This is a genomic window from Shewanella sp. 433 (assembly GCF_059338565.1).
In genome coordinates, this window is record NZ_CM181703.1 from 2568955 (window position 1) to 2583104 (window position 14150).

General features: G+C 44.7%; 9 protein-coding genes. 3 read left to right on the forward strand and 6 right to left on the reverse strand.

The features are described 5' to 3' along the window. Positions 1-100 precede the first annotated feature (100 nt). Positions 101-2773, forward strand: a complete 2673-nt coding sequence (locus AC5YB1_RS11315) for a PAS domain-containing protein (protein ID WP_494519253.1) — start codon at positions 101-103, stop codon at positions 2771-2773. A 151-nt stretch (positions 2774-2924) separates the two neighbouring features. Here the strand turns inward: AC5YB1_RS11315 and AC5YB1_RS11320 are convergent, their stop codons facing one another. The 5 genes from AC5YB1_RS11320 to topA form a co-directional block, all read right to left on the reverse strand. Continuing rightward, entirely contained in the window at positions 2925-3794 is an 870-nt protein-coding gene (locus AC5YB1_RS11320; protein WP_494519254.1) for a putative ATP-dependent zinc protease, read from the reverse strand. A 67-nt stretch (positions 3795-3861) separates the two neighbouring features. Continuing rightward, positions 3862-4233 carry a SpoIIAA family protein gene (locus AC5YB1_RS11325; protein ID WP_494519255.1) on the reverse strand — a complete coding sequence of 124 codons (372 nt, stop codon included), beginning with the start codon at positions 4231-4233 and terminating at the stop codon, positions 3862-3864. A gap of 128 nt (positions 4234-4361) precedes the next feature. Further along, a complete protein-coding gene (locus AC5YB1_RS11330; RefSeq protein WP_494519256.1) occupies positions 4362-4709 on the reverse strand; it encodes a DUF3802 family protein in 348 nt (115 codons plus the stop codon). A 119-nt stretch (positions 4710-4828) separates the two neighbouring features. After that, a complete protein-coding gene (locus tag AC5YB1_RS11335) occupies positions 4829-5404 on the reverse strand; it encodes a YceI family protein (RefSeq protein ID WP_494519257.1) in 576 nt (191 codons plus the stop codon). A 159-nt stretch (positions 5405-5563) separates the two neighbouring features. Then, positions 5564-8221, reverse strand: coding sequence for a type I DNA topoisomerase (topA, locus tag AC5YB1_RS11340; RefSeq protein ID WP_494519258.1), 2658 nt, complete (start codon positions 8219-8221; stop codon positions 5564-5566). Between the two features lie 348 nt (positions 8222-8569). Here topA and astB point away from each other — a divergent pair, with 348 nt between their 5' ends. Further along, positions 8570-9907: an N-succinylarginine dihydrolase gene (gene astB / locus AC5YB1_RS11345; protein WP_494519259.1), complete on the forward strand. Its 1338-nt coding sequence runs from the start codon at positions 8570-8572 to the stop codon at positions 9905-9907. 112 nt (positions 9908-10019) lie between these two features. On the opposite strand, the gene AC5YB1_RS11350 is transcribed toward astB, so the two are convergent. Further along, positions 10020-12476, reverse strand: coding sequence for an Ig-like domain-containing protein (locus AC5YB1_RS11350; RefSeq protein ID WP_494519260.1), 2457 nt, complete (start codon positions 12474-12476; stop codon positions 10020-10022). 226 nt (positions 12477-12702) lie between these two features. Here AC5YB1_RS11350 and AC5YB1_RS11355 point away from each other — a divergent pair, with 226 nt between their 5' ends. Next, positions 12703-14022, forward strand: coding sequence for a dicarboxylate/amino acid:cation symporter (locus tag AC5YB1_RS11355; protein WP_494519261.1), 1320 nt, complete (start codon positions 12703-12705; stop codon positions 14020-14022). The last annotated feature ends 128 nt before the right edge of the window (positions 14023-14150 follow it).

Below are 14150 nucleotides of genomic sequence, written 5' to 3' on the forward strand. Positions count from 1 at the left end.
ATCACAAGGCTAGCACTCTGTTTTTGCTTTACTATTTAATCTCAGTCTGTTTTGATTTAATCTTGACCAATCGCGTTGGGTTACAGGAATTGCAGCTGAAATGGCCACACACACTAAACACAATACAACAATGCGTAATACCCAATGGAAAAACAGCCTAACGGTTAAATTTATCCTGGTTCAATTTGTGGTCGCCGTGCTCATTATTGCCTCCAGTACCTGGTTTATTTTTAACGCTGAAAAAATACATCATATGGACACCCAGCTGTCCTTAAGCCAAAGCTATGCCCGCGCGGTTATTGCTCAGTTACAACAAATTACATCGAAAGTAGAAACCTTGACCCGTTCACTGGGCACGGTTGGAGAAACTTATTATGAGCAAGCGAAGCAAATTGATAAGTTAATCTCCCCCTTGCTGACAATGGAAAACGATCAACAACTAATTGCCAGCGGTGGCATTTGGCCTGAGCCGAAACATACGACGGCTCAGGTGTCGCTCGACAGTTTTTTTTGGGCTAGGGATGACAACCAGCAATTCCGTAAAATCGATGACTACAACCTCCCAAACAATGATTTAAGATACGATGAAACGAGTTGGTATACGCCGGCAAAGTATCTACAAGACCGCCATACGCATTGGTCACAATCTTATATTGACCCCTATACCAAGGAATTAATGATCACGGCGTCTATTCCAATGCGTGTCGACCATCAATTTGTTGGCGTAGCAACCGTAGATATGGCATTAAGTGGTATTGATAAGTTGCTGACGTATTCTGACCAAAACCCATTATCAAAAGGTTATATTATCGCCTTAGATGCTTACAACAATCTGTTAAGCGACCCTTTCAAAAATAATGATAATGAATCGCCACATTTAGGAAAGTCTTTCACCCACCTAGTGAGCCATTACCCTGAATTATCCCCCTTAGCTACCGCGATAACGCAGATGGACCAAGAGTTCTATCAACAGATAATGACAAAACCTGCTTATCAAAGGGCACAGCTGCAACCATTACTCGATAGTCTCTCTTCTGAGCAACATGACAGATTGCTTGCCGTTATTAACGCATCGCTGCAACCTAAAGCCTATAAACAAGCCGTAGAGACCTTAACACTCGATACAGGCCCACTGCTCAACGAACCTGTAATTATCTCAATCCTTACCATGGAAGAAACGTTATGGAAAATCATTTTAGTCACCCCCATTTCAGGGTTATCGCAGCAAGCCAATGCCATCGCAATGAAAATTGGGGCATTTTTATTACTGTCACAACTTCTGGCACTCATCATCTTATTTGTCTTTCAACATAAGCTGTTTATTCGACCTATTTTTCAAATATCCTCGGCATTACAAAGCGGTAATCTAGGTTGGCTAGCACTTGATGCCAATACTCGCCAAGACGAGATCGGTCAGCTAGCTAAGGCCTTCGTGGCCCGCAGTAATCAACTGGAGATTGCTTACGCCAGCTTAGATGCCAGTAACCTGGCATTAGAGCAGCAATTGGCGATGCAACAACAGGCAAAAACAGAGTTGGAAAGCAAAAAAGAGCTCATTAATTCGTTACTCAACGCGTCTCAAAATCTCATTTGCATTAAAGATATGACAGGTAGATATACCTTAGTAAACGACAAGTTTTGTGAAATATTAGGCCTAGAACGCAAACAGATCTTGGGCGCAAGAGACAGTGAAATTTACCCACCGCATATTGCAGACATTATCGCGCACCATGATGCTATCGTTAAAAACAGCGATAATGGCCAAAGTTTTGAGCAGCCAATCCCCACCATTCATGGCGAGTTAACCTATTTGGTCAGTAAATACCCTATCAACGATACCGACGGCAACCTTATCGCATTGGGCGGCATGGCAATGGACATTAGTCGTTTAAAAGCGCAGCAAGTGGAAAGTGATGCCCGCATTCAGGAATTAATAACACTCAATGCACAATTACAACAGACTCTCGAGTTGACTGCGAAACAAGAATTGGCCTTTAAAGAAGACAAACAGGCTAACGCAGCTCCTAATGCCCCGATAAGTTACAACAAGTCAGTGACTCAACCTGGTAGCGAACACGACCAACAACAAATTTTGTTGCACATAGTACAGCAACTTAATAAGCAACAATTAACCGCACTTGAGCACCTGTTTACCCAACTACAAAAAGTCACCAGCCAAGGCCGCGTCGCCCCCCTAATGACAGATAAGGTTCATGCCGAACATCTAACAGAGATTCTAGCCGAGCAGATCGATATATTACGCCATACACAACCATTGCTGTTATGTGAATATCAAGAAACCAAATCAATCCAGCTTGAACAGTACTTACAAGATATGCTGGCGATGCTGGCGCCGCAACTGAAACAAAAACAGGTACAATGGCAGGTGAACAGCGAACAGTCACTGGCGGTATCTCTGCCCTCTTGGCACCTATTTTATCTAAGTTACCGCTTAATTAACAATACACTAGTACACGCTTTCCCCAATGAAGTGCCTTTCGATAGTCCAAAAACCTTACAGATTGATGTTAACTATCAAGATGGCAAGCTCACGATAATAGTGCGCGATAACGGCATCGGGCTCTCGGGCAATGCCTTAACTAAATTACAGGGACAACTGATGGATCTTGAGGGGTACGGCACACTCGTGGAACTCAACCGTTGGTTAGCCACCCATTATCAAGGCGAGCTCAGCATCGCCTCTGTCGCGAACCAATTCACGGAAATACGTTGTCAGATCCCACTGAATCGGCAACAAATTCATGGACTGTAATATTGCTTTTTTCAGGCAAAAAACAAAATCCAATGGGCATGATCTTATCAATAACTTGATTTTGTTGGGACCGATATCGAAGCGCGAATAAACAGGCGCTAAGGACACCCTAGATATATAGAGTTAAGTGACATTCGATATTAAAAGTAAATTAGCGCGAGACATCAACTATATAATGCCCTTGCAACCAATTGCGCCCAATAAGCAATTTATTGGTCATTTTTGAGCGATCTCGCAAATTCACCCTAGTCTTATACTCTTTACCTGGCTCGCCCATATTAAGCTCAATCATATAGCGGATCTCGCTGCCTTGGGCATTTCTAATCAAGGATGTTTCCACAATACGGCTACGGATACGCTGCCTTTCTCCCAGCTCATTTTCCGTGGTGAAAGTAATCATCTTACCAACATTCTGTTCCATATCAGCAACGCCAGCATCAACTTTAAGATCAACGGCATGCAGCGAATTTTCAACCGCTCCGGTATCGATGCGAGTGTTATAACGTAACCCCGCTTCTACGATATTAATCATGGCCACTGAGCCTATCAACTGCTTTTCAGCAACATCAACAATATATTTATCTTTCAGCCAATTACGTCCAATCAGTAAACGGTAATCCATGTGGCTGCGATCGCGTAGGTTCACTTTGACTTGACGCTCCTTGCCATCGAAACCAAGGTGTAATGCCACCATGTAGCGCGTTTCGCTTCCCTGTGAATTTTTCACCCTAGACACTTTGACAATTTTAGCGCTTAAACGCCGCGCTTCACCAGCTTCATTTTGCGTTGTAAACCAAAGGGTTTTGCCGATGTTATCTTTCATTTTAGCCGCGCTACCACCTTCAATCTCTAAATCGGTGGCATGCAATGAGGTGTTTGCCGCTCCCGTGTCCATGCGAGCCTCATAGATGAGATCCGCCTCTTCAACAGATAATGAAGCCGTTGGACCAATAATCTCTTTTTGTGCCGCCCAGCTTGGCATGGTAAACAATATGGCACAAAGACAAATGATTTTAAGCATCTAACACCTCATCTCTCATCAATTAAAAAGCCGACAATCTCAGTCGGCTTCATTGCAATGTCACGCGTTACGCTGTGGCATCTTGACTTGCCAGCCATTGGCGCGCCGCAAGCCTATTGTCATGCTGAAAGACTTTGACCGGACACGGCACCATGCAGGCCAACACTGTGGCCATGGGCAACTCACCGCTTGTGATAATGGCAACTCGTGAAAAATCCATCAAATGAAAAAAACCTAACTTTGCTTCATCCCACAGCGTCTCAACCGACACACCTTCAAAGTCAGCACTCAATTCATACCATAACTTAATTGTTGCATGATCTTTTAACTTGGTTTCGATAGCAGGCAATAGCTGTTGATTGAAATCGTCACTGGTGAGTACGCCATAGACTTTTATCGCCACCACTTCATGACTGAATCCCTCTAGTAACTCGATCATTTCTCACTCCTTACCAATCAAGCATCAACAACCAATGTTACGAGCTTAAACGAGAAAGTCATACACTACAACGGACAACTAATTGCGGGTATTAGAAATTAATATAAGCACACTGCGCTACATCAGGATTAGTGTAACTTGGCAATTTCCTGATCGAATAAATTTTTGATTAAGCCTGAAAATTCGGTGATGAATAGCGTCTGCTCAGAGGTAGCATAATGATCAGCCACCTTAGCCAAAATCTCTTCAAGATCATAAACAATCGCATCGACTTCTCGTATAACGGTATTACGCTGGGCAAAGGTTAATGCAGGATTTTGACCACACACCATAATAATCTGCGCCGCAAGTTGCTCTTCAAACAACTCCATCACAGTATCGCCAGCAATTAAGGAATTATCTGACGACTCAAACAGCCCCAGATGTTCGGTGAGATATTGAATGAGATGTATATATCCGTCTTTATCTGTAACCATGATTAGCCTTAACAAACATTAATTAAAGAGCATGCTCTCACCCATGCCCTTAATTCGATAATTGCCGCTATTATGGTACAAATTATGTGGTCAGTCTCGTCTAAAGTGCACGTTTTTGATTAACGGTTTAAAGTTAACACAAATGATACTGGCACCGCCTTGCTGATAGCACTTAAGCCGGCCAATTCACGCAGTTTCTCGACCCCTGCTGCCAAGTCAAAATCAGCAGCGTCGATGATAAGTGGCATTTCGCTAGTAACCAATAGCGTGTTTTGATTCAACTTGGCTACCCGCACGCTAATATCCAGCATTTTAGATTGACCGCGTAACCTGACATTAGCAGGAATGACCATAGTATCCATACTGCCCACAGCCAGTTTATCAATCGCCTTAGCATCAATATTTGCCGTTAATGCTAATGCGGGGAACTGCGAAGTTTCAAACAATACCTGCTTCATGCGCTCATCACGGATCTCAATATTGGTCCATACACTGATTAATGGAATCGATAACGAAAAATCACCATTACTATTTAATTCGCCTTTGATTTGAGTAAACTTGTGGATCTCTGCAAGGTCACCATTCTTCACCGATATAAAGTTGACCACTGAGCCTTGATTATTGACTTGCCAAGTTGAGGCAAACACACTCACGCTGACCACTGCGGCCCATAGCCCTAATAATACTGTTTTCATTTCATGCTCCATTGAGTTAGCTGTAATTCCATTAACCATTATCAAACGGCGATAATGAAGGTTATTTCTATATTAGCCTATTATAGAATGCGTTGAATCGCGAAATTAATCGCCATAAAAAAAGCCCTAACAAGGTTAGGGCTTTTTATCATCAACATACTATTTTGCTTTTGGCTTCGCCTTGGGTTTGGCTTTAGGCTTGGCCTCTGTCACCCATTCACCATCGATATATTTAGCGGTCCAACCTGTAGCCTTACCATCAACTTCGGTAGCGACATACTGCTCTTTGGTCTTACGACTAAAGCGCACGAACGCCTTATTCCCGTCATCATCTGCCACGGGTGCATCGGCAAGATATTGATATTTAGGCCATAATAGTTCGCGGTATTTAACCAACTCTTCTACTAAGGGAGCACGAGTTTCACGTGATTTAGGGAAAGTACTGGCCGCCATAAAAATACCCGCTGCACCATCACGTAATACAAAGTAACCATCAGACTTGGTACACTTGAGCTCGGGTAGATGGATCGGATCTTCTTTTGGTGGCGCCGCTTCACCGCTTTTAAGCAGTTTACGGGTATTTTTACATTCGCTATTAGTACAACCGAAATATTTACCAAATCGGCCGTTTTTAAGCTCCATGTCATTACCGCAGCGGTCACACTCTAAGATAGGACCTTCATATCCTTTAATCTTAAATTGGCCTTGTTCGACTTCATAGCCGCCGCACATAGGGTTATTACCACACACATGCAGCTTACGCTTCTCATCAATTAAGTAGCTATCCATGGCCGTGCCACAGACACCACAGCGATGTTTAGCCCGCAGCGCATCCGTCTCGGCATCTTCGCTATTTTCACTCACAGCCTCTTCACCTGGGGTCAAGTTCATGGTGGTTTTGCAACGCTCTTTAGGCGGCAAGGCATAACCAGAACACCCCAAGAACACCCCAGTGGTGCCAGTGCGGATACCCATAGGACGCTGACAAGTCGGGCATTGAATGTCGGTTAGCACCATCTCGTTAGGACGCATGCCGCCCTCTTCTGGTGGTAACTCGGCTTTTTCTAATTGCGCCGTTAAATCTTTGTAGAAGTTGTCGAGTACTTTTTTCCAATCAAGCTGACCTTGGGCCACGTTATCAAGCGTTTGCTCCATACCCGCGGTAAAGTCGTAACTCATTAACTCTTCGAAGCTGCCCACGAGGCTTTCGCTCACGATTTCACCCATTTTCTCGGCGTAGAAACGACGATTTTCCACCTTGACGTAACCACGGTCTTGGATAGTTGAGATGATCGTGGCATAGGTCGATGGACGACCAATTCCACGTTTTTCTAACTCTTTCACCAATGACGCTTCGCTGTAACGCGCGGGCGGCTTAGTGAAATGCTGTTTGGGTAGCAACTCTTCGAGCGCCAAATTGTCACCTTTGGCGACAAACGGCAAGGTGTTATCTTCTTCGTTTTTCTTCTTGATGGCGGTTTGTACGCGCGTCCAACCATCAAATTTGAGCGTACGACCGGTCGCCTTTAATTCGTAATCGGCAGCCGATACCGTTAAGCGAGTAGCATCGTATTTAGCAGGTGTCATCTGACAGGCCACAAACTGACGCCAAATAAGCTCATAAAGACGCTGAGCATCACGCTCCATGTCAGAAAGGCTCGCTGCCGTAACTTTTACGTTAGAGGGGCGAATCGCTTCGTGGGCCTCTTGTGCGCCTTCCTTGTTACCGTAACGAATCGGAGCTTCGGGTAAATACTTATCACCAAAGTCATTGGCAATCATTTCCCGAACATTATCTAACGCTTCTTGACTCAAGTTGGTTGAATCGGTACGCATATAGGTAATATGACCAGCTTCATAGAGACGCTGCGCCATCATCATGGTTTTCTTGACGCCAAAACCTAATCGGGTGCTCGCCGCTTGTTGCAAGGTCGAAGTAATATAGGGCGCAGACGGTTTACTCGACGTGCCTTTGTCCTCGCGATCGCTCACCACAAAAGTGGCATCAGATAAGGCCGCCACCGCCGCCATGGCTTGGGCTTCATTTACCGGGTTGAAGGTATCACCTTGGTACTTATTGACCTGCATTTTAAGCGATTCATTACTGAGCGTGTTTAGCTGAGCATGAATGTCCCAAAACTCTTCTGGCACAAAGGCTTTAATTTCGCTTTCGCGTTCAACCACTAAGCGAGTCGCAACCGATTGCACACGACCCGCAGATAAGCCTCTGGCCACTTTTTTCCACAACAGTGGCGATACCATAAAGCCAACAACACGGTCGAGGAAGCGACGTGCTTGTTGAGCATTAACCATATTAGTATCTAGACTAGAGGGATGGCTGAAAGCCTCTTGAATGGCAGTTTTGGTGATCTCATTAAACACAACGCGCTGATAGCGCGCCGGATCCCCACCAATCACTTCTTGTAAATGCCAGGCGATCGCCTCTCCTTCTCTATCCAAATCGGTTGCGAGAAAGATATGGTCGGCATTTTCAGCAAGAGATTGTAATTCTTTGACGACTTTTTCTTTACCGGGCAGAATTTGATACTGGGCTTTCCAGCCATTTTCAGGATCTACCCCCATGCGAGCGACGAGAGCTTGCTTGGCTTTTGCGGCTTTATAAATTGCCTTTTCTTCAGGAGACATCTTGCGCACTTCAGCGGGCGTTTTCGTCAAAGACTTCGCCTCACTGGTGGAAGATGTTGGTAGGTCACGAATGTGCCCCACACTCGATTTCACGATGTAATCTTTGCCGAGATATTTATTAATAGTCTTGGCTTTGGCCGGTGATTCGACAATAACTAGCGATTTACCCATAGAATGATCTGCGCCAAAAAGTCTCAAAATTCTGTAAATTGGCTCCATATATAGAGTGTTGTACTCCGAGTTTCAAGCAAATCCCTGTTTTATTTGTCACAGACAGCCAATTTTTAACCATTTCTTAAAAAAATGTAAAAAATAATATTTCGCCATAACATGCGAATTTTCCATTATTGTGCACTCATAAGTGATACTTATGCACTTATGACCCTATCGCTACTCCCTTGCCCAAGGCACCAACTTGTTAAGCACGTCACCTTACGTATACTGGTGCCCAAATTCAGCAAATCATCAAGTACCGTATGATGATTTGCCTACAATAATAATGATATCGAAGGAATGGGAATGAAGCATTACGAAGCAAATTTTGATGGACTCGTTGGACCAACACACAACTATGCAGGACTCTCCTTTGGCAATGTCGCCTCACTAAACAATGCCGCATCGACCTCAAGTCCAAAGTCGGCCGCTAAACAAGGTTTGAAAAAAGCCAAAGCGCTTGCTGATATGGGAATGGTTCAAGGCATACTGGCCCCTCAGGAGCGACCAGACCTACATACACTGCGTCGAATTGGTTTTTCCGGCACAGATGCGCAAGTATTAAGTAAAGCGGCTAAGCAAGCCCCTGCGGTCCTTAGAGCATGTTGCAGCGCTTCAAGCATGTGGACGGCAAATGCGGCCACGGTCTCGCCCAGTGCCGATACCCACGATGGTAAGTTACATTTTACTCCCGCTAACTTAGTCGATAAATTGCACCGCAGCATAGAACCAATCACCACAGGCAACATTCTTAAGGCCACGTTTAATAACTCTCGCTATTTTAGCCACCACCAACATCTACCAGAACAGGCCAGTTTTGGTGATGAAGGCGCGGCTAACCATACCCGTTTATGCAGTGAATATGGACATGCTGGGCTCGAGCTTTTTGTCTACGGCCAAGAAGCGACCAACCCTTTAGCGGCCAAGCCTAAGCTTTTTCCCGCTAGGCAAACCCTAGAAGCGTCACAAGCGATAGCACGCTTACACCAACTCGATGATGACAGCGCGGTATTTATCCAGCAAAATCCTGATGTGATTGATCAAGGGGTGTTTCATAACGATGTCATCGCCGTGGGTAACCAAAATGTGCTGTTTTATCATCAGCAAGCGTTTGTCGACACCCAAGCGAAAATCGCCGAGATCCAGCGTAAATTTAATAGTCAAGAACTGCACTTTATTGAGGTGCCCACCGGTAAGGTCAGCATTGACGATGCGGTTAAAAGCTACCTGTTTAATACTCAAATCATTACGCTACCCAACGGTGAAATGGCCATTATTGCCCCCACAAATTGCCAAGATAATCCAGCAGTTTCAGCTTATCTTGATGAGGTCGTTACCTTAGGCACCCCCATTAAGCAGGTCCATTACTTCGATGTGAAGCAGAGTATGCAAAATGGCGGTGGCCCAGCTTGCCTGCGTTTACGTGTAGCCATGAATGAGATGGAAGTGGCAGCCGTAAACCAGCATACATTAATGAGTGATGCGCTTTACGCTCGCCTTAATCTGTGGGTCGATAAGCATTATCGTGATGAGCTGGCCGTTGATGATCTTGCCGATCCTCAGCTTGTTATCGAGTCGCGTACCGCCCTTGATGAGCTAACGCAAATTATGAAACTGGGTAGTGTGTATCAATTTCAACAATAAGCTAAAACCTGAATCCTAAATAATCAATAAAAAAGCGCACTTTAAAGTGCGCTTTTTTTACTGACTTTACAGTCCCTTTAACTGAACTTGATGAGCTTCAGCCTTATGCTATCTAGTGAATAATCACAGGGATGGTAGCCACTTGGCTTAGTTTTCCTTTCGGTGTGACAGCCTCAATGACTAAGGTCCCAGAATCAGCTTGATCAGCGCCTTTAATCACCACGCTGTAAATACCCGCACGATTATCATTAGTCGATTCGACAATAAATTCACCTTTGCTCGCAAGGCTGCCTGCTGACGGCGTAAAGGTTATCTTAGTGCCTGCTGGTAAAGGCTGATTATGCAAATCGCCAATAATGATAGATACGCCACCGGTTGATTTACCGATAATATCCAAGGTCTGGTTATCGTTAAACCCGTCACACGGATCCACTACGTTTTTGTCATCTATGCAGCTATCTTCTATAACTGGTGTCGATGACACCGCATCACTACCTGCCATCACTAGGACAATCGATGCACGCACATTGAGTGACTTGTTAACGCTTGAACAGCCATCGTGCCCGTCGCCATTAGCATCTAACGTACATAGACTGCCGTTATATAAGTTATCAGCAATATCAAATACCTTGTTATTGTTGAAATCAACAAAGGTCTCTGCGTCACCACCCGCTTCACCGATAAACCTTGGGTTAAACAATGAGTCTTCATTATGATCGACAAATGCCTCATCTAGATCATAAGGTTTACCTGAAACATTAAGCTTGGTTCTAAAATTGACGACTTCATTGGCATCGAAGCGACCATTACCATTGAGATCAGGAAACGACTCTTCACCAATGGCTCTGGCCAAAATAGTTACCCGTCCACCATAGGGCTGGCCGATATCTGCATCTAGAGATGGCTCTTGAGCCAAATCGAATAAGGTTTTACCTGTAGGTCTTGGGTTTTGGCTGGTCCATTTAACCGAGCACACACCATTGACAGTGACACATGACGGGTCAATAACACCGCCTTCGGCGGTAAAGGTCACGGCGGTACCATCTGGCACAGGGTTATTAAAGGCATCGGCTAAGCGCGCCGTCACATTTACCTCAACACCGTCATAATCCCATCCCTCAGGATTAAGGTTGTCGGCAGACAGAGAAAAACTGTCTTGATCTGGTAAGCCAGTTGAGACAACCAATAGCTTAGATTGACTCGATATTTCAGGCGAGCTGCCATCCACAATCGCAGTGACTCTGACTGATGTAGCAACCGTCCCCGAATTAACCACTGTCTGAGCGATACCTTGAGCACTAGTGGTTGCAAATTTAGGCTCAAATTCAACATCGCCAGTATCGGTATTTAAAGAGAAAATCACATTTTGATTACTGACAGGATTACCGTTTTTATCTGATACTTTAAATCTGACTGTCGAGGACTCAGCTCCCCCAGTACCTTTAAGGTTAATTACCTCTGGTAAAGCTTCGACAAATGCAATACTACCAACACTTGCAGGCAACACATTCACTAAAGCACTGGCTGAAAGTGATTTCCCTCCCACATTAGCGCTGACATTGATTGCATCATCGCCCACACAGCCTTTAGCTAAATAGGTGGTGGTTGCCACACCATTGATCGCCAATACCGGCGAGCTAATTTCAGCTTCAGCTTTAGTTGAACATGTAGATGAAAAATTCACTTCCACAGGCTCAGTAAATACGGTACCGGTATCATCTTGCAGTGATACTGAAATACTGGCCGTGCCACCCGCTGAGACTTCTGCTGGTGAAACTGAAGCCACTCCAGCTTGAAACGGTGTGCCACTGCCCATCTCTACATTGGTCGCACCAATTTTAAAGACTAAATCTGTTTTTTCACCAGAGAGTAAAGTCGCCGTAGCAGTCCCTGCACCAGGTGCTGTGCCGGCCAAAATCTGCACCGTTGCTTTACCATTATCGGTGGCAGCGGTATCGATTGGGATCTCGCCCAAGGTGCTGGAGAACTGCACTATCGTAGTTTTAGAGATACCTGATACCGTCGCCACTAAATAACCAGGGGCTAATGATGAAATGGTATCTATCGGATTTTGAGTAATAGGGTCATCTACTAAAATAAGCGCAATTTGGGCACCATCTGTAGGTGCACCGCCGTCACCTGATGTATTAAAAGAGACCAATGCCGTTACAGTATCGCCATCAGCGGCATTATAAGTGGCAGTCACACTGCCTGACCCCAGTTTATCACCGGGCAACACATCCACCGTGACTTGGCCTGCAGTATTAGAAACACCACTACCAGGGGTTAACACTCCCTCACCTTCGAGAGTAAATACAATGCGACCACCAGAAAATGGGGTTCCATTTTTAGACAGTGTGGCTTGTAATTTACCGGGTGTGGTATTGGAAATATCGTTAATGGCTTGCCCATTAGCATCCGTTAACGCCAAAGTGAGGCGATAAACATCATCGGGCGCGGTCGGAGGAACGCCACCTGGACCATCGTCAGCTCCACCCCCTCCACCACTACAGGCTACGATAAACAACAAAAACAAATATGAGGTAAAAACTTTATACGCTGACTTCATTGTCAGACTCCCTGTTACTCAAATTATTACTATAATCATCACTGCAAGCACAAGCACGTTACCTGCTGCACACCCAGAAAAACCTTATTGTAACCATTTGAATATTATTCGCACTTATTTTTACACATGTATCCTAAATAGTATTGATATAGCCATTTCCTCACTTTTCTTTTCTTGCTAGGCTTTAGTGATAAATGAAAAGTATAAAAATAATACAGGACGCACTATGTCGCAAACTCAACAAAAGAAGCTTGGTTTAACCGGAAAAATACTCATTGGTATGGGTACTGGGATTTTATTAGGCTTGCTTCTTCGCAACTTATTTCCCGAAAGTCAGTTTATTCAAGATTATATTGCCGACGGGATCTTAAATGTTATCGGCACAATCTTTATCTCCAGCTTACAAATGCTCGTGGTTCCCTTAGTATTTATCTCACTGGTCTGCGGTACCTGCTCGTTAAGCGATCCCTCGACTCTAGGACGTCTAGGAGGAAAAACTATTGCATTTTACTTATTTACCACCGCTATCGCGCTGAGTATGGCGATTCTTATTGCACTGCTTATTCATCCTGGCAATGCCTCGTTGGCAGCAGAAAATATGCAATACAGCGTCAAGGAAGCCCCTAGTCTTGCCAATGTATTGATCAACTTAGTGCCCCGTAACCCAATACAAGCAATGACTGAAGGTAATATGCTACAAATTATTATCTTTGCCGTTATTTTTGGGTTTGCGGTTTCTCACATAGGTGAAAGAGGTAAACGGGTTGCGGCATTATTTACTGATTTAAACGAAGTGATCATGCGCGTTGTCACCCTAATTATGCAGTTAGCACCTTATGGTATTTTTGCCTTAATGGCCAAACTGGCCTTAACTCTCGGTTTAGAAACGTTCGAAAGTGTTGTTAAATACTTCTTTGTGGTATTAGGCGTATTACTCATTCATGCTTTTGTTGTTTACCCCACGTTACTAAAAGTCTTCTCAGGCCTAAGCCCACTGTTATTTATTCGCAAAATGCGCGATGTACAACTGTTTGCATTCAGTACTGCCAGTTCAAATGCAACGTTGCCAGTGACCATCGAAACCTGTGAACATCGTTTAGGTGTCGACAATAAAGTCGCTTCATTTACCTTGCCACTGGGCGCGACCATCAACATGGACGGCACGGCTATTATGCAAGGCGTGGCGACCGTATTTATCGCGCAAGTTTTCGGTATCGATTTAACCATTACCGATTATGCCATGGTCGTCGTCACCGCAACGCTGGCCTCAATTGGGACAGCGGGTGTACCAGGTGTTGGCTTAATCATGCTCGCCATGGTGCTTAACCAAGTGGGTCTTCCCGTTGAAGGGATCGCGCTTATTATGGGGGTCGATCGTCTTTTAGATATGGTACGAACGGCCGTCAACGTGACAGGTGACTCTGTGGCGACATTGGTGATTGCAAAATCAGAAGGCGCATTTAACGAAACGGTATTTCATGATACTCAAGCGGGTAAAACTGCTGGTAGCTTTGTTGACCAAGTCAATGCAGAGGTCAAAGACTAAGCTGATTTTCCGATGCATGGGCAATGATACATAACAGCGGCTCATGCAAGTAAGTGGATGTTACAGCGGCTTGATAAAAGCAAACGAAAATGAAAAAAGGCGTCCAATGGACGCCTTTTTGATTTCTA